15 protein-coding genes are annotated in these 17,494 nt (G+C 74.9%); 7 read left to right on the top strand and 8 right to left on the bottom strand.

The annotated features are described in order from the left end of the window. Position 1: 1 nt before the first annotated feature. The 3 genes from FHX40_RS01850 (at position 2) to FHX40_RS01860 (ending at position 2,330) form a co-directional block, all read left to right on the top strand. Positions 2-682 (top strand): DUF6113 family protein, encoded by a 681-nt coding sequence (locus FHX40_RS01850; RefSeq protein WP_142257996.1) that lies wholly within the window; start codon positions 2-4, stop codon positions 680-682. A gap of 47 nt (positions 683-729) precedes the next feature. Further along, on the top strand, positions 730-1,182 hold the full coding sequence (locus tag FHX40_RS01855) for a hypothetical protein (RefSeq protein ID WP_142257997.1): 453 nt from the start codon (positions 730-732) through the stop codon (positions 1,180-1,182). Positions 1,183-1,355: 173 nt separating this feature from the next. Continuing rightward, positions 1,356-2,330 (top strand): MBL fold metallo-hydrolase, encoded by a 975-nt coding sequence (locus FHX40_RS01860; RefSeq protein ID WP_142257998.1) that lies wholly within the window; start codon positions 1,356-1,358, stop codon positions 2,328-2,330. Positions 2,331-2,351: 21 nt separating this feature from the next. Here FHX40_RS01860 and cysS read toward each other — a convergent pair whose 3' ends face one another. From cysS to FHX40_RS01895, 7 genes are all read right to left on the bottom strand, one after another. Next, complete coding sequence (cysS, locus tag FHX40_RS01865) at positions 2,352-3,737, bottom strand: cysteine--tRNA ligase (protein ID WP_142257999.1); 1,386 nt, start codon at positions 3,735-3,737, stop codon at positions 2,352-2,354. Between the two features lie 69 nt (positions 3,738-3,806). Beyond that, complete coding sequence (locus FHX40_RS01870) at positions 3,807-5,648, bottom strand: sigma factor-like helix-turn-helix DNA-binding protein (protein ID WP_142258000.1); 1,842 nt, start codon at positions 5,646-5,648, stop codon at positions 3,807-3,809. A gap of 73 nt (positions 5,649-5,721) precedes the next feature. Continuing rightward, positions 5,722-7,794: a UvrD-helicase domain-containing protein gene (locus FHX40_RS01875; protein WP_229788868.1), complete on the bottom strand. Its 2,073-nt coding sequence runs from the start codon at positions 7,792-7,794 to the stop codon at positions 5,722-5,724. Positions 7,795-7,907: 113 nt separating this feature from the next. Continuing rightward, entirely contained in the window at positions 7,908-10,196 is a 2,289-nt protein-coding gene (locus FHX40_RS01880; protein WP_142258001.1) for a hypothetical protein, read from the bottom strand. Positions 10,197-10,533: 337 nt separating this feature from the next. Next, positions 10,534-11,313 (bottom strand): class I SAM-dependent methyltransferase, encoded by a 780-nt coding sequence (locus tag FHX40_RS01885; RefSeq protein ID WP_142258002.1) that lies wholly within the window; start codon positions 11,311-11,313, stop codon positions 10,534-10,536. Positions 11,314-11,468: 155 nt separating this feature from the next. Beyond that, positions 11,469-12,584 (bottom strand): ABC transporter substrate-binding protein, encoded by a 1,116-nt coding sequence (locus FHX40_RS01890; RefSeq protein WP_229788870.1) that lies wholly within the window; start codon positions 12,582-12,584, stop codon positions 11,469-11,471. An 86-nt stretch (positions 12,585-12,670) separates the two neighbouring features. Further along, positions 12,671-12,886, bottom strand: coding sequence for a putative acetyltransferase (locus FHX40_RS01895; protein WP_229788871.1), 216 nt, complete (start codon positions 12,884-12,886; stop codon positions 12,671-12,673). A gap of 130 nt (positions 12,887-13,016) precedes the next feature. Between FHX40_RS01895 and fdxA the strand changes: the two genes are divergently transcribed. Genes fdxA through FHX40_RS01910 form a run of 3 tightly spaced genes read left to right on the top strand, consistent with a single transcriptional unit; the run spans position 13,017 to position 15,114 of the window. Next, a complete protein-coding gene (gene fdxA / locus FHX40_RS01900) occupies positions 13,017-13,343 on the top strand; it encodes a ferredoxin (protein ID WP_142261484.1) in 327 nt (108 codons plus the stop codon). Positions 13,344-13,348: 5 nt separating this feature from the next. After that, entirely contained in the window at positions 13,349-14,440 is a 1,092-nt protein-coding gene (dapC, locus tag FHX40_RS01905; protein ID WP_170198678.1) for a succinyldiaminopimelate transaminase, read from the top strand. An 11-nt stretch (positions 14,441-14,451) separates the two neighbouring features. Continuing rightward, a complete protein-coding gene (locus tag FHX40_RS01910) occupies positions 14,452-15,114 on the top strand; it encodes a DUF4178 domain-containing protein (protein ID WP_142258006.1) in 663 nt (220 codons plus the stop codon). Here FHX40_RS01910 and FHX40_RS01915 read toward each other — a convergent pair. After that, positions 15,092-16,027 (bottom strand): hypothetical protein, encoded by a 936-nt coding sequence (locus FHX40_RS01915; RefSeq protein ID WP_189136221.1) that lies wholly within the window; start codon positions 16,025-16,027, stop codon positions 15,092-15,094. The genes FHX40_RS01910 and FHX40_RS01915 overlap by 23 nt on opposite strands. A 144-nt stretch (positions 16,028-16,171) precedes the next feature. On the opposite strand from FHX40_RS01915, the gene dapE reads away from it, so the two are divergent. Further along, positions 16,172-17,233, top strand: a complete 1,062-nt coding sequence (gene dapE / locus FHX40_RS01920; RefSeq protein WP_142258007.1) for a succinyl-diaminopimelate desuccinylase — start codon at positions 16,172-16,174, stop codon at positions 17,231-17,233. The last annotated feature ends 261 nt before the right edge of the window (positions 17,234-17,494 follow it).

The following is a 17,494-nucleotide window of genomic DNA, read 5'->3' on the forward strand; positions in this document are numbered from 1 at the left end:
CATGCCTGCTGAGCCGCCCGGAGCGGGGGAGGGACCCGGCACGGCCGAGCGGGCCGTCCCGCCGGGGGCGGCCGAGCCCGCCGTGGCCGGCGCCGGGAACGCGGGAGGCGCCGGAGACGCGGCGGGCGCCGCGCCGGAGCCACCGGATCGCCCGGCGGACGCGAGCGACGCGGACGGCACGGAGGGCGCCGACGGCAAGGACGGCCAGGAGCCGCCGGGGGAGGGCGAAGCGGTGCCGGACTCCGCGGCCGAGGAGGTCGGCCAGGCGATGCTCACCGGGGCCACGTACGGCGTGCTGTTCGTGCTCGGGGTGTTCCTCGGCATCGTCGGCGCGCTGGAGCACTCCTGGTACCTCACCGGCGGCTTCCCGACGGTCGCGATCGCCTGGCTGGCCGTGCTGTTCGCGGTGCCGTACGCGATGGCCCGGCTGATGGGCACCCGCCTCGCCGCGGTGATGGTCGCGGTCGGCTGGGGGATGATCTCGGCGGTGCTCGCGGTGCACCGCGCCGAGGGCGACCTCGTCATCGCGGGCACGTTGCCCGGCTACGTCTACCTGTACGGCGGCATGGTGGCGGTGGCGGTCGCCGTGGTGCTCGCGCCGTCCTCGTCGAACGGGTCGTGGCTGCTCACCCCGCGGTTCGGCGCCCCGCCGCCGGACCGGGACGGCGGGCGGCCGGACTAGGCGGGCCCGGGCTTTCCCGCCGGGCCGCGGGCGCGGACAATCGAGCCATGGGCGCCTGGCTCCGGATCCGGCAGGTGGTGAACCTCCTCAACCTGTCCACGCCGCTCGGCCTGCTCATCGCCGTGGTGGGCCGGGCGCGGATCCGGCGCGGCGCGTACGGGCTCATCCTCGCCTGCGGATTCCGCATCCCGACGATGGCCGGGGCGTTCACGGTCGGGAACGTGGTGCTGACCGGCCGGGACGAGGGCTACCTCACCGGCCGGCTGCTGGAGCACGAGTCGCGGCACGCCACCCAGTACGCCTGGTGCCTCGGCCTGCCGATGATCGTGCTCTACCTGCTCGCCTCGGCCGCCTCCGTCGCGATCTGCGGCAACCCCGGCTCGTGGAACGTGTTCGAGCGGCGCGCGAACCTCGCCGACGGCGGCTACCGGGACGTCCCCCCGTGGTGGCGGGCCGCGCGGCGGCGCGCGGGCGGCGATCCGGGCCGGGCCGCCGGGTGAGTCGCGCCGCGGATTCCGCGGCTTTTTGCGGCTGATTTCCCGATGTGTGCGAAGACATTCTGAAAATCGGCTGAGCGACGCATGTTTTCCACCGAGCGGGAATGATCAAGGTTGGGCGACGCGCGTCCGGCGGCGTTCGTCCAGACCAGACAGCGCTACGAACAGGAGCGTCCATGTCGCAGACCGTTCGTCGTGGAAGCCTCGCCCCGGCCCCGCCCCGCGAACGGGGCCGGCCGTCGCACTTCAGGGACCGCCTCACCCACCCGGCGCCGGGCTTCCGGGAGGTCCTGCTGGTCGCCTGGTACGGGGCCCTGCGCCGGGAGAACGGGGACGCCGACCGCATCCCGGTGAAACGCACCGGGCTGCCCCCGGTGACCGCCACCGACACCGCGGTCACCTGGGTCGGCCACGCCACCTACGTGCTGCGCATCGGCGGCCTGACCGTGCTCACCGACCCGGTCTGGTCGCAGCGCATCCCGGGCGTGCGCCCGCGGCTCACCCCGCCGGGCGTGGCGTGGAGCGACCTGCCGCCGGTGGACGCGATCGTGATCAGCCACAACCACTACGACCACCTCGACGCGCCCACGGTCCGCCGGCTGCCCCGGGACGTCGCGGTCTTCGTGCCGCTCGGGCTGCGCCGCTGGTTCACCCGCCGGGGCTTTGCCAACGTGACCGAGCTCGACTGGTGGGAGAGCGCCGAGCTCGGCGGGGTGACCTTCGCCTTCGTGCCCGCCCACCACTGGAGCCGCCGCGGCGTGTTCGACACCTGCCGCACCCTGTGGGGCGGCTGGGTCCTCGACACCGAACGGCACCGCGTCTACTTCGCCGGGGACACCGCCTACGGCCACCACTTCCGGGACATCGGCGACCGCCACCCGGGCATCGACCTCGCGCTCATGCCGGTCGGCGCGTACGAGCCGCGCCGGTACCTCAGCGGCGCGCACGTCGACCCGGCCGAGGCGGTGCAGGCCTGCCTCGACGTGGGCGCGCGGCGCATGGCCACGATGCACTGGGGCACGTTCGCGCTCTCCGCCGAGCCGCCGCTCGCCCCGGTCGAGGAGGCGCGCCGGGCGTGGGCCGCGCACGGCCGGGACCCGGCCGACCTGTGGGACCTCGCCGTCGGCGAGACCCGGCTGCTGCCCGGCTGACGCTCGCGACTCGGTCGCGGCTCAGTCGAGGACCACCTTCTGCCCCTCCGGGGTGTCGGCGACCTTCACGCCCATCGCGGCGAGCTCCTCGCGCAGCCGGTCGGACGTGGCCCAGTCGCGTGCCGCCCGGGCGCGCTCGCGCCGCTCGAGCAGCTCGGCCGCCCCCGGCGGGAGCGTGGGCGCGGCCCCGATGTCCCGGGACAGGTCGAGCCCGAGGACGTGGTCGAGCTCGAGGAAGGTCTCGAACCGGGACCCGGGCGGCACCGACTCGTCCCGCTCCAGCTCGCGCAGCACGCGCAGCGCGGCCGGCGTGTCGAGGTCGTCGTCGAGCGCGGCCTTCGCCCGCGCGGCGTACTCGGCCGCCATCGGCCGGCTGGGGTGCTCGGCCCACTCCGCCACCCGCCGCCGCCAGCGCCGCAGCGTGCGGTCGGCCGCGCGCAGCGTGTCCCAGGTGAGGTTCATCTGCTGCCGGTACCGGTGCTCCAGCATCGCCAGCCGTACGGCGAGCGGGTCGAGCCCGGCCTCGACCACGTCGCGGACGAGCACGACGTTCCCCGCCGACTTGGCCATCTTGCGCCCGTTGAACAGCAGGTGCTCGCCGTGCACCCAGTGCGCGACGACCTCGTGGCCCACCGCCGCGTTCGACTGCGCCCGCTCGTCCTCGTGGTGCGGGAAGCGCAGGTCGATGCCGCCGGTGTGGATGTCGAACCGGTCGCCGAGGTAGCGCAGCGACATCGCCGAGCACTCCACGTGCCAGCCGGGGAAGCCGCGTCCCCACGGCGCCTCCCAGGTCAGCTCCCGGTGGGAGTGTTTCCACAGCGCCCAGTCGGCGTGGAACCGTTTCCGCGGGTCGGGTTTGTCGAACCGGTGGCCGGGTTTCAGCTCGTCAAGGCGATTTCCCGAAATCTCGCCATAATCCGGGAAAGATTGGGCGGAGAAGAAGACCGACCCGTCGTCCACGACGTACGCGTGGCCCTTCTCGATCAGCTTCGCGATCAGCTCGATCATGAGGTCGATCGACTCGGTCGCCCGCGGCGTGTACTCCGGCGGCCGGATGTTGAGCGCCGCGATGTCCTGGCGGAACGCGTCCTCGTAGAACCGCGCGACGTCGAGCGCCGACCGCCCCTCGGCCCGCGCCTGCCGCAGGATCTTGTCCTCGCCGGTCGGATCGATCTCCGCGTCGTCCACGAGATGCCCGACATCGGTGATGTTCTGGCACACCACCACCCGCAACCCGTGCCGCTCGCACACCCGCCGGATCATGTCCGACAGCAGGTACGAGCGCAGGTTGCCCACGTGCGCGTACCGGTACACGGTGGGCCCGCAGGTGTACATCCGCAGTCCCCGCGCCCCGTCCGGCACGACCTGCTCCACCCGCCTCGCCTTCGTGTCGTACAGCCGCAGCATGCCTCGAGCCTAGACGACCGCCCCGCACCCGCCCAGGCGCGCGGCGAGCGGCATCCGGTACGGCGGGGCTCAGGCGGCGGTGGGGTCGAGGAAGGAGAGGATGTCGGTGTCGCCGCGCTCGCGCAGCACGGCGAGGATCTCCTCCTTCATCGTGCCCTCGGGCAGCCCGAGCCGGGCGCCGATCAGGCGCAGTCCCTCGGCCTCCGAGGCGACCGGGGCGGTGTACCCGATCAGGTGGAGGGCGCGGGCGAGCGGCGGCAGCTGCGGGGAGGCCGCGGGCAGGAACCGGGTGAGCAGCTCGCCGGCGTCGGAGACGGTGAGGAAGACGTGGTCGCCCTCCATCGCGTTGTACTCCTGCAGGATCGTCCGGATCGAGCCCACGGTCGGCCGGTCGGTCCAGGTGATCGGCACGTCGCCGCTCGGCGTGCTCGTGGTGACCCCGCCGCCGGGGGCGAGGCCGAGGTGGGCGGCGAACCCCGGGGGCAGCGGGAAGCTCGCCCCGCGCAGGTGGTCGGCGGTGACGTCGATGCGGTGCCACCAGCGGCCGTCCCGGCTGCGGAAGCAGCGCACCGAGAGCGCGACGTCCTTGCGGGTCTGGTAAGGGTCCGGCTGGTCCACCCGGATCCACCCGGGCTGGGCGGTCTCGTAGCCGGGCGCGCCCGGGTAGCCGCGCCCGGCCGCCCCGGCCATGCCGTACCGGCCGGGCACCTCCGGGCCCGCGGGCGCGGCGGGCTGCTCGGCGGCGGGACGGTCCGCCTCGCGGGCGCCCATCTCCGGCATCTCGGGCACGCCTGCGTACTCCTCGCCGCCCCAGCGGCGCAGGCCGTACCGGTCGCGGTCGACGCGCAGGAACCGCTCGTCCGAGGCGAGCTGGTTGCGGATGCCGACGAGGCTGTAGTCCTCGCCGATGCGCCGCTGGATCTCCTCCGGGGTGAGCGGCTCGCCCGCCACGGCGAGCACGGCCTCGGCCTTGTCGCCCGCGCTGCGCGGCCAGGGCACCACGTGCCCGTCGAGGATGCGCAGGTTCGGCACCGAGGCGAGCCAGCGTTCGGCCACGTCCTCGCGGATGCCGAGCCGGGCGACGAGCGCGACCGCGTCGTCGAGCTTCACCGGGCCGTCGGTGAACAGCTGCCGGGTCTTCTCCCGCAGCTCGTCCGCGCCGCCCGCGACGAGCCAGCCGTCCACCTGCTCGTAACCGGCGAGCAGGGTGCGCACGAACCGCCAGGCGGGCACGCCGAGCGTGCGCAGCTCGGTCCGGTGCCACGGCACCGCCGCGGCGAGGTCGTCGGCCGGTACGGCGGCGCCGAGCCGGCCGCGCAGCCAGTTGAGGTGCGCCACCAGCGGGGCCGCCTCCGGCCGGGTGAGCGCCTCGTCGACGTGGTCGCGCAGGTCGCGCTCGATCTGCCGGATGCGCTCCCGGGTGACCGAGAACCGCTGGGCGAGCTCGTCGAGGGTGACCCGGTGCTCGGCGTACACCCGGTCCCGGGCGATCGCGAGCTGCCGCTCGTCGAGGTCGGCGAACAGCTCGTCGATGAGCTCGGGCAGCGGCCGGTCCGGGCGGGCGGGCGTCTCCGGCAGCCTGCCGGTCTCGGAGGCCATGAGCCGGTCGAGCACCTCGGAGAAGAGCCGCTGCACGGTCTCCCGGTCGCCGGGGGTGCGCAGGCTCTCCGCCGGATCGACGAACCTGAGCAGCGGCAGCACGTCACCGAGCGGGATATGGCCCCAGTTGGCGATGGCGAGGTCCGCGAGCCGGGCCGCCACCTGGGGGGTGCCGATCAGGGCGCAGGCGCGGTCGAGCGGGAGCGCCTGCCACCACGCGTCGGGCAGCCGCGGGTCGTTCGCGATCGGCTCCACCTGTCCGGGCGGGGTCCAGCGCAGGGGAGGCACGATGTCGCACAGGCTCAGGTTCATCGGTTCCAACCGGACACGGAATATGAAGAAGAAATCATCAAATATCGGGAGATGTGCGGATTAGCGTAGGGGATCAGGGCGGCAGGAAGGGACTGGCCCGTCCCGTATAGGAAACGTAGAGCACCTCGCGCGTCCTCGTGCAGGCGGTGTAGAGCAGGCCCCGCTCACGCTGCATGTCGTGGGCGCGGGCCGCGGCGTCCTCCTCGGCCGGGGTGAGCGCCTCCGGCGCGGGGACGACCCCGTCCGCCACCCCTATCACGGCGACCCGGGTGAGCTCCAGCCCTTTCATGCCGTGCAGGCTGGTGACCTTCACGTCGACGCCCGCCTCGCGCAGCGCGGCCCGCGCCGCCCGGACCAGCTCGGGCGAGCGCGCCGCCACCGCCACGTCCTCCGGCGCGGCGCCCTCCGCGAGCCACTGCCGCACCTGCGCGACGAGCCCGGCGAGCTCGGCCTCGAGCGACACGTACCCGCGCACCACCGGCCGCTCGCCGCCGCGGATCGCCCGCAGCCCGTCGAACCCGGTGCTGCCCGCCACCAGCCCGTCGGCCGGGCCGCCGCCGCGCAGCCGTACCGCCCAGGTGAGGATCTCCCGGGGCACCCGGTAACAGGTGCTCAGGTGCGCCCGGCGGGCCGGGATGCCCACGTCGTCGAGGGACACGTGGGTGTCGAACATGCGCTGGTGCGGGTCGCCCACGACGAAGACGTCGTCGGGCCCGGGCGGCACCGCGGCGCGCAGCAGCCGCCACTGCGCCGGGTGCAGGTCCTGCGCCTCGTCCACGATGAGATACCGGTACGGCTCGCGCCGCCGCCCGCCCGCCTCGAGCAGGTCGCCGGTGCTGCGGCCGAGCACCAGCGACGCCTCGGCGGCGAGCTGGAGCAGGGTGCGCCGCCCGGTGGCGGCGAGCCGCGCCTGGAACTCCTCGATGCACGCCCACACCGTGCGGCGCTCGTCCGGGCCGAGCTCCACGCCGCGGCCGACGCGCGGGGCGGCGAGGTACTCGTCCAGGCCGCGCAGGTTCTGCGCGAGCACCACCTGCTCCCACTCGCGGGCGAGGAACGCCGGGCCGCGGCCGCAGCCCACCGCCGCGGCGGCCTGCCGCCACAGCTCGGCGAGCTCGCCCGGCTGGGCGAGCTTCGGCGGCCTGCCCTCGGCGTCGGCCACGATCCGGTGGGCCAGCCGGTCGATGTTCACCACCTCGACGCGGCGCCGCGCCTCCTCGTCGTCGATGAGCAGGTCGAGCCGCGCGGACAGGTCGGCGGCGAGCCCCTGGGAGAGGGTGACGAACAGCACCGTGCCCTCGGCGCGCCGGGCGAGGTGGGCGGCCCGGTGCAGCGCGACGAGCGTCTTGCCGGTGCCCGCGCCGCCGGTGACGAGCACCGGCTCGGGGTAGCCGTCGCCGTGGGCGAGCCGGTGCTGCGGCGGGTCGAGGAAGGTGCACCACGCCGGCCGGGTGAGGATGCGCTCGAGCGTGGCCGGGCCGGCGAAGGCGGCCTGGTCCGGGCTGCGGGCGAGCGCGGCGACGAAGTCGTCGGGGTCGATGTCGCCGGCGGGGACCGCCCGCCGGGCGTCGAGCGCGCGCCAGGCCGCGGCCATGCTGCCGCCCTGGGCGAGCACCGCGAGCGGGGCGTACTGGCTCTCCGGCAGCAGCGGCTCGGCCGCCGCGAGGTGGGACTCGGTGCTCATCAGCCGGACCAGCCGCAGCAGCCGCAGGTCGATGCCGAGGTGGAGCAGGTCGCCGTCGCACACGTGGGCGAGCAGCCGCCGGTCGGTGGCGGCGGCCGCGCGGCGCAGCGCGGGCTCGATCTCGTCGAGTGCCTCGGCGTCCCAGCTCTCCACCACCCCGATCGCGCTGTTCACCGTGTACCGGTGGCGGCGCGCGTAGGTCCACGCCTGCTCGTCGGGCAGCACGGTGATGAACCAGTAGAGGTCGCCCACCCGCAGCGCCACCGCCCGCAGCCCGTCGGCGAGCCGTAACGTCACCACGCGGCGGTCCCGGGCGTGCCGTACCCGCTCGGGGACCGGGGCGTCGGGGGCGCCCGCGAGGAACCGGCGGACCGCGGCCAGGACGTCCTTGCGCGCCGGCCACGCCAGACCGTTCAGCTCCCTGGGGAACTCTGGGGAGATCGCGAGTCGCGGCACGGACACCTCGGCTGGGTGGTACGGGGTTCGGTGGGGCTGCGCGTCACGAGGGACGGAATGTGCCGGGTGGCTGCGCTACCGGGGTGGGGACATGGGTGGCTCGCGATGCCGAACAGTGATCAGTGGGTGACCGGGGTGGCGAGCAGCGAGAGCAGGTCGCGGTCGCCCCGCTCACGCAGCCGCCCGAGCAGGTCGGCGCGCGGCGTCGCGCCGTCCATGCCCACGCGCGTGGCGATCACCCGCAGCGCCTGGTCCATGGTGCCTCCCGGCGCGGTGTAGCCCACCAGCCGCAGCGCCTGGGCGGCCTTGTCGCCGCCGGCCACCGCGGGCAGGTGCCGGGCGCGCAGCATGCCGTCCTCGGTCACCGTGACGAACAGGTGCCCGCCCACCTGGGCGCCCGCCTCGATCAGCAGCGGGCGGATCGTCTCCAGCGCCGGGCGCGCCTGCCAGGCGAGGGTGAGCTCCCCGGTGGCGCACCGCACGGTACGGCTCTCGCCGGGCTGCATGCCGAGGTAGGCGGCGAACCCGCTGGGGATCGCGCACGGCCCGCCCGCGAGGTGGTCCTCGGAGACGTCGATGCGGAACCACCAGCGCCCGTCCGGCTGCTTGAAGCAGCGCCGGGTGAGCGCGACGTCCTTCAGCCCCGCGCCGCCGTCGCCGCCGTCCCGCACCACCGGGCGCGACGGCGAGGAGACCAGGTCGAGCCGCGGCTCGCCGGACACGGACGCCCCGGGCACCCGCTTCGGCAGCGGGTCGGCCCCGGCGCCCGCCGGGGCGGGCTCGGGCGCGGGGGCGTCCGGCACCGGCGGGCGGTCCGCCCACGGGATGGGCTCCGGCATGGGCTCCGGCCCGGCCCCGTACGGCGGCCGCAGCGGCTTGGCCGGCCGGTCGCCGAGCGGCGGCTCGGCCGCCGGGACCGGCTCGGGCCCGGCCTCCGGCCCGCCCAGGCCGGGGAAGGCGGGCTCGAGCGCGTCCGCCGGCATCTCGCCCCGCCGCTCGGGCTCGGCGGGCGGCACGTCGGGCTCCGCGGCGGGCGCGGGTACGGCGGGCGCCGCCTCGGCCGCCTCGGGAAGCGGCTCGGCGGCCTCGGGCCGCTCGGCGGCGTCCGGTCCGGGGGCCTCCGGCCGGTCGGCGGCATCCTGACCGGCGGCCTCCGGCTCGGGCCGCTCCGGCTCCGGCCGTACCTCGGCGTCGGGGTCGGTCGCCTCGGCCGGCTTGCCGCCCGGCCCCTCGATGCGCAGGCCGGGCACGCTCTCCAGCCACTCCCGCGCCACCTCGGCGTGGATGCCGAGCGAGGCGACGAGCCGGGTGGCCTGCGCGACGGTGGGCGGCCGCTCGGCGTCGAGCACGAGCCTGCGGGTCTTCTCCTGCAGCTCGGCGAGGTCACCGGTGACCAGCCAGTCGCCGGTGAGCCGGTGCTCGGGCAGCGTGGCGAGCACGAACTGCCACGCGGGCACGTCGAGGGAGCGCAGCTCGCGGGAGTGCCAGTCGGCGGCGGCGACCAGCCGCGACTTCGGCGCGGCCGCGCCCAGGGACTCGGCGACCGTCTCCAGGTGCCGCCGGTACGGCTCGGCGTCCGGCCCGGCGAGCCAGTCCGCGAGCCGCCGCCGCAGCCGCTCCTCCAGCTCCACGATGCGCTCGGTGGGCACCGCGAAGAGCTTGGCGAGCTGGTCCGCCTCGGAGGGCTGGTCGGTGAAGATCCGGTTCTGGGCCACCGCCCACGCCTGGTCGTCGAGGTCGGCGAAGGCCGCGTCGACGAGCGCGAACAGGTCCGACGGGTCCCGCCTGCGGGTGCCGGGCGCCGGGGTCGGGGACTCCTGGCCGGGCAGCTCGGCGGCGGGCGCGGACTCCACCGCGGACGCGGGCAGCGACGAGGAGGCCGGGGGGAACGCGGCGGGCCCGGCGGGCGGGAACATCGCCGGGGGCAGCGGCTCGGCCTTGGCCTCGCGCTCGGCCCGGCCGGCGGGCTCGGCCCGCTCCCCGGCCGCCCCGGGCCCCTCGGCGAGCTTGCCGAACACCGCGCCGAACAGCGCGGTCAGCATCGGGCGGGCCTGGATGAACGGCTGGTCGAGCAGCTCCCGGCCGGTGAGCGCGAGCAGCCCGGCCCACGACCCGGCCCGGTCGAGCGCGATCTCCACCTGCGGGTCGTCGGCGTCGTCGGGGCCGGCCACGTACAGCGCGGGCAGGATGTCGCCGATCGCGGCGGCGGGCCAGTGCTCGAGCGCGAGCTCGGTGAGCAGCTCGGCGAGGCGGTCGGCGGAGAGCACGGCGAGCACGCGCGCCATCGGCAGCGACCGCCACCAGGCGTCGGGGAGTCCGTCGCGCTCGACCGGCTCGGTGAGGGTCCGGATGCGGGCGGCGTCACTCCAGCGCAGGGGTGGGACAAGGTCACTGAGGCAGAAGTTCATCTGTTCCCCATCCGGCTCTTCACTCTCGACCCACGGGTGACAGCCCGCAGACCAGACCATAGTCTGGCAAACCCGGCGTCGCTGTGGGGGTGTCCCGCCCGCCGTGCCGACGCGGCTCTCCACGCGCCTCTCCACGTGGCGCACCGCGCGGGGCGGGCGCGGGCGTCGCGGCCACCCGGTGAACGACTGACTGTACGCCGAAACGGCCGCCGGGACGAACCCGCCGCACGACCAGCCCGGCCGGATGCCGCGGGGTGAACGCTGTCAATAACCTGCTGGTGAACAGAGCATCGCCACGTGATCACGCGACGTGGCACGGGCCCGGCCGGGCGGCGGCTCAGTCGAGCACGGCGGCGAAGCGCAGCCGGACATAGTCGGCCACCCACTCCGAGCCGCGCCGCAGCGCCGGGGCGGCGAGCTCGTTCACCCGGTGCAGCAGCGGCTCGACGATCGCCGGGGGCACCTCGGCGAGCAGGTAGCCCGCGAACATGCGCACCCAGTCGGCCGCGCCGTTCGGGCACTCGTCGAGCGGCGTGGGACGGTCGAAGTACTCCAGCAGCCGCACGGTGAACCCGGCCTTCTCCAGGCGCAGCGCGTACTCGGCGGGCGACGGGAAGTACCACGGCAGCTCCGGCTCGCGCAGGCCGTACTCGCGCCACGCCGTGGACATCGCGGCGGTGAGCGCCGCGCAGTTGCCCGCCCCGCCCATCTCCGCCACGAACCGCCCGCCGGGCCGCAGCGCCATGCGCACGCACCGGATCACCGCGTCCGGGTCCCGGCTGAGCCAGTGCAGCGCCGCGTTGGAGAACACCGCGTCGTACGGCTCGGCGACCACGAAGTCGTACCCGTCGGCGACGATGAAGTCGAGCCCGGGGTAGGTGGCGATCGCCCGCTCGATCATCGCCCGCGAGCCGTCGATCCCGAGCACCTGGGCGCCCCGGGCGGCGATGTCCGCGGTGAACACCCCGGTGCCGCACCCGAGGTCGAGGATGCGCTCGCCGGGCCGGGGGTCGAGCAGTTCCACCAGGGGCGCCCCGTGCGCGGACACGTAGCCGAAGGAGCTGTCGTAGGCGCGTTCGTTCCACCGGGTGGGGGCCGGTGTGTCGTGTCGCAGCATGCTCAGCTCACAATCTCGGACACCGGGTCCGACCGCCGTCTGTAATGGCTGCCACTCTAGGGCTATGTGAGCCGAACTCGTGCTCTTCGCCGGGGTGTCGCGCCGACCCCGCTGACCTGCGTGATCACCCCGTCACCGGGGGTCACCCGGGACCCTCAGCGCATGTGTGCCGCCCAGTTCGCGCGCAGGTGTTCGCGCGCCTCGTCGATCTGCGGGATGGTGAGCACCACGGGCTCGCCGGTCGCCCTCGGCAGCCGCGCCGCCGCCTCGGCGTCGAGCGTGCCGCGCATCTCCATCGCCTCCATGCGTACCGGCCGGACGTGCCCCTGGAGCAGCAGGTTCTGCCCCTCGTCGGAGAAGAGGAACTCCTGCCACAGCCGCGCGGCGGCCGGGTGCGGCGCGTCCTTGTTGATCGCCTGGACCCGGTAGTCGGCGAGCACGGCGTCGCGCGGCACCACGACCTTCCACGCCGAGCCGTCGGGGGAGGTGGTGGCGCCCCGGGCGAGGTGGGCGTAGTCCCAGTCGATCAGCACGGTGGCGCGCCCCGGCGGGGCGAGCGCGTTGAGCCTGCGCAGGTCGGAGAAGAACTCGACGCCGCGCCGTACCTGGGGCCGACCCCCCTTGAGCGAGGCGGCCATCACCGCGTCGAACGCCGCCGCGACCTGCCGCGGGTCGCCCGGCAGCGCCACCTTCGCCCCGGAGTCCGGCCGCAGCAGGTCGGCGAAGGTCGCGGGCGGCTTCACCCGGCGCGAGTCGTACCCGATGGAGACGTATCCGCCGTAGGCGGCGTACCAGGCGCCCTTGTGGTCCTTCAGGTCGTCGGGGATCTCGTCCCAGACCGCGACCCGGTACGGCCGGAACCGGCCGGCGTTCGCCACCGCGACGTCGAGCCGCAGGTCGAACACGTCCGGCCGGACCTTCTTGGCGAGCTCGATCTGCCGCCCGCTCGGCGCGTCCGGCTCGGCGAGCCGGACGTTGATGCCGTACTCCTTGCGGAACCGGTCGATGAGCGCGCCGAAGTTGTTCCGGTCCCGGGACACGCCGATGAGGGTGAGCTCACCCTCCTTCCGCGCGGCCCGGACGAGCCCGTCGAGGTCGCCGAACCCCTCGCGGAGCGTCGTGGCCTGCGGGTTCGCGCTCGCGGGCGACGTGGCGGCGGGGCGCTGCTCGCCCGATCCCGAGCCCGAGCAGGCGGCGAGCGCGCAGGCGGCGAGGGAGCACGCCCCGAGCAGGGCGAGCGCCCGGACGGTACGGCTGGCATGCGACGTCACGGACCACATACTCGCCGTGATCGGTCGCGGCGCCCCGGGGCGGCACGGCGAGCAGGAACTTTCCAGGAAGAATCTCGAGGAAAACGTCAAGGAGACGGCCGGCGCGCGGGCGGGTCCGGCACGACCTTGGCGGCGACCACGGTCTCCTCGGCGATCTCGACGAGCGAGCCGTCCCGGCGGCGCACCGTGAGCGTCCCGTCCCGCCAGGACTCCAGCACGCCGACCGCGTCGCGGAAGCCCTCGGGAACGCGGCGCCGTACCGAGACACGCCGACCGACGTCCCCCGGCGTGATCCTTACCACTAGTCTTGCGCCGTAGTGGGGGGACACGGACAGGCGACCCCCTCGCGTTTCGATTACATGGCCTGCACCGCAATACTAGGGCTAAGACCCGCGGTCGAGCCGTGCCGTGGCGCAGGAGAAGGAGCCCGAGGTGACCTACGTCATCGCACAGCCTTGCGTGGATGTCCTGGACAAGGCGTGCATCGAGGAATGCCCCGTGGACTGCATCTACGAGGGCGAGCGCATGCTCTACATCCACCCCGACGAGTGCGTGGACTGCGGGGCGTGCGAGCCGGTCTGCCCGGTCGAGGCGATCTACTACGAGGACGACCTTCCCGAGCAGTGGAAGGACTTCTACAAGGCCAACGTCGAGTTCTTCGAGGACCTGGGCTCGCCCGGCGGCGCCTCGAAGGTCGGCAAGATCGGTAAGGACCACCCGATCGTGGCCGCGCTTCCCCCGCAGGGCGAGGGGCACTGACCGTCGTGTCCGCACCCTCCCGGGCGCTGCCGGACTTCCCGTGGGATCGGCTCGCGCCGTACAAGCGGACGGCGCAGGCCCACCCGGACGGCATCGTCGACCTCTCGGTGGGCACCCCCGTCGACCCGGTGCCCACCGTCGTGCGGGAGGCCCTCGCGGCCGCGTCCGACAGCCCCGGCTACCCGACGACGCACGGCACCGCGGAGCTCCGTGAGGCCGCCGCCGGGTGGCTGCGCCGCCGTCTCGGCGTGCACGTCGACCCGGCCGCGGTGCTGCCCACGATCGGCTCCAAGGAGCTGGTCGCGTGGCTGCCGACGCTGCTCGGGGTACGGCCCGGCGACCGCGTGGCCTTCCCCGAGCTCGCCTACCCGACCTACGACGTGGGGGCGCGCCTCGCCGGCGCGACCCCGGTCGCCACGGACGGCCTGCTCGCGCTCGGCCCCGAGCGGGTGCCGCTGGTGTGGGTGAACTCGCCGTCGAACCCGACCGGCCGGGTGCTGCCCCCCGAGCACCTGCGCAAGGTGGTCGCGTGGGCGCGCGAGCGCGGGGCGGTGGTCGCCTCCGACGAGTGCTACATCGAGCTGGGCTGGGAGGAGCGGCCGATCTCGATCCTCCACCCGGACGTGTGCGGCGGCTCGCACGAGGGCCTGCTCGCGGTGCACTCGCTGTCGAAGCGGTCGAACCTCGCCGGGTACCGGGCGGGCTTCGTCACCGGGGACCCGCGGCTCGTGCGCGAGCTGCTCGAGGTCCGCAAGCACGCCGGGATGATGGTGCCCGCGCCGGTGCAGGCCGCGATGACCGCGGCGCTGCGCGACGACGCGCACCTGGAGGAGCAGCGCGCCCGGTACGCGGCGCGGCGGGCGAGACTGCGCCCGGCGCTGGAGCGGGCCGGGTGGCGCATCGAGCACTCCGAGGCCGGGCTCTACCTGTGGGCCACGAACGGCGCGGACTGCTGGGAACAGGTGCGCGATCTCGCAGAAAAAGGGATATTGGTGGCGCCGGGCGACTTCTATGGTCCGGCAGGCCGGAAACACGTCCGTATCGCCGTCACCGCGACCGACGAACGGATCGATGCGGCGGTGAGCCGACTCCAGTAGGATCGCGCGCCATGACAGCAGCGGTAGTGCTCATCCTGAGCATCGCCACGCTCGTCGTCGTGCTGGGCGCGTACATCGCCACCACCCGCCAGGACCGCCGGGAGGCGGCGCAGGCGGCGAAGGCCGCACGCCGGACACCGGCCGAACCGGCCATGCCGAACCCGGCCCCGGTGCCCGAGCCGCCACCCGACTACTTCGACCCGCGCACCATCAAGGTCGGCGACTTCATCGAGTGCCAGGGCACGCGCTCCCGGGTGCTCGGCGCGCTGCACAAGTCGACCCGCCAGGGCGACCACTGGACCGAGTACCTGCTCGACGACGGCAGCAGGGTCTACCAGCGGCTGTCGGTGCGGGAGAAGACCGGGCCGGACCCGGACTCGCCCGCCCACCTGGAGGTCATGCTCTGGACCCAGGTGCCCACCCAGGGCATGGTCCCGGCCAAGAGCACGCTCATCCTCGAGGGCGTGGAGTTCGCCCCGCTGGAGCGGGGCACGGTCGCCTTCCGGTCCGAGGGCATGACCATGCACCCCGACCGCGGGCTCATGGACTACGCCGACTACCGCGCCACGGACGGGCGGCGGCTGTCGTTCGAGCGGGTGCAGGGCCAGCCGTGGACCGCCGCGTACGCGCTGCCGCTGCCGCCTGGCTCGATCAAGGTCGAGCGCCTGCCCTGAGCCGTCCCGCCCGGCCGCGTCGCGCCGCCGCGGGACGGGCGGGCGCGGCCATCGCCGCCGCCTCCGACCGGCGCGTGGCCGCGGCGCCGGACTCCGTCCACCCGTCGTCCCCGGACTCCGCCCGCCAGATCAGCCCGCCGAGGCGCACGTGGGCGATGCCGTACTGCTGGGCGTGGGCGACCGCGAACGAGGCGATGAGCCAGCCGCGTTTGCCGGTCGCGGTCACCCGCAACCCGGTGCCGCCGGTGGAGCGTTCCTCGACCAGGGCGCGCGCCCCGGCCGCGCCGAGCGTCCGGGTGAGCAGCCGGCGCGCCGCGTCCACCCGCGCCGGGGCGGGCGTCGCCTTCGCCGGGTAGGTGCAGTGGACCGCGTGCGGCACCCGCCCGGTGAACGCGGCGGCGAGGATCTCCGCGTCCTCCTGGTGGTCGGCGTACGCCGAGCCGTCCGCGGAGCGCTGCACCGCCTGCGCGGCCTCCTCGATCGGCATGCGCTGGTAGTCCTTCACCTTCTCCAGCGCGGCGAAGAACCGCCGGGTGGCGTACACCGGGTCGAGCAGCTGCTTCTTGGTGCCCCAGCCCTGCGACGGCCGCTGCTGGAACACGCCGAGCGAGTCGCGGTCGCCGTACGGCAGGTTGAGCAGCTTCGACTCCTGGATCGCGGTGGCGTAGGCGATCTGCACGGCCCGCTCGGGCAGCCCGCGCCGCGCCGCCACCGTCGCGATGATCGCGGAGATGCGGGCCTGCTCGATGTCGAGCACGCGCTCGCCCTGCGGGGTGCGCACGAGGCACTGCTCCACCATGATCAGCGGTTCGGCCCGGCGGAGCAGGAAGTACACCCCGGCGTAGATCCCCGCGCCGAGCACGGCGACGACGACCACGACCGCCAGAACCCCACGGGACACACGCAACGCCACGGTCATGACCGTACCCGGCCTACGGCCCTCCCGGTGCCGCTAGGCTTCGTTGACATCCGCGGGCGGGGCCGCCGCAGCGGCCGCTGCCAGGGACGATTCCCGGCCGCCCGGCCAGAAGATCGACGCGAAAGAGGCGTGGGGGAGATGGGCGCTTCACTCGACCTGTCAGCGGACGTCGGCACGCTCACCGCGCGGCTGGTGGACATCGAGTCGGTGAGCGGCGCCGAGCGCGAGCTCGCGGACGCGATCGAGGAGGCGCTCACCCCGCTGCCGCACCTGCGCGTGTTCCGCGACGGCGACGCGATCGTGGCCCGCACCGAGCTCGGGCGGCCCGAGCGCGTGGTGATCGCCGGGCACATCGACACCGTGCCGGTCGCGGACAACCTGCCCTCCCGCGTCGAGGGCGGGCTGCTGTACGGCTGCGGCACCAGCGACATGAAGAGCGGGGTGGCGGTGGCGCTCCGCCTCGCCGCCCACCTGACCGCGCCGAGCCGCGACGTCACCTACGTGTTCTACGACTGCGAGGAGGTCGAGGCCGAGCGCAACGGCCTGCTGCGGATCAGCCGCCGCCACCCCGACTGGCTCGCGGGCGACTTCGCCGTGCTCATGGAGCCCACCGACGGGGTGATCGAGGGCGGCTGCCAGGGCTCGCTGCGCGCGGACGTGGTGGTGCCGGGCAAGCGCGCGCACAGCGCCCGGTCCTGGCACGGGGTGAACGCGATCCACGAGGCCGGGCCGGTGCTCGACCGGCTGCGCGGGTACACGCCGCGGCGGCCGGTGGTGGACGGGCTGGAGTTCCACGAGGGGCTCAACGCGGTGTTCATCCGCGGCGGGGTCGCGGGCAACGTGATCCCCGACGAGTGCGTGGTCACGGTGAACCACCGGTTCGCCCCGGACCGCACCGTGGAGGAGGCGTTCGCGCACGTGCGCGAGGTGTTCGACGGCTACGAGGTACGGCTCACCGACGCCGCCCCCGGCGCGCGGCCCGGCCTCACCCACCCGGCGGCGGCCGCGTTCACCGCCGCGGTGGGCGGCACCCCGCGGGCGAAGCTGGGCTGGACCGACGTGTCGCTGTTCTCCCGGCTCGGCGTGCCCGCGGTGAACTACGGGCCGGGCGACCCGACCCTCGCCCACCAGCAGGCCGAGCACGTGCGGCTGGAGGCGATCGCCGAGTGCGAGCGCCGCATGCTCGCCTGGCTCGGCTAGCCGTACCCGCCGGGTGTGCCGGGCGGTCCGGGAATCCGGCGGAGAAAAAGAAAGTGGCCTTCCTCGCCGGCCATCTGGCGGGGAAAGCCACTTTCAGTCCCGAGCAGCACCCTCGCCTCTTAGACGCGGCCGCGCGCGCCGCAGGTTCCGGGGCGGGTTCAAGATTTTTCCGGCGGCGTTCCGGCGCCCTTCCGGGGCCGGGTCAACCTCGCCCGGCCTGCGGCGACGCGGGCCGCGGGCGGGGACGGCCGCGACCGGGAC

This window comes from Thermopolyspora flexuosa, assembly GCF_006716785.1.
GTDB classification, from domain to species: domain Bacteria; phylum Actinomycetota; class Actinomycetes; order Streptosporangiales; family Streptosporangiaceae; genus Thermopolyspora; species Thermopolyspora flexuosa.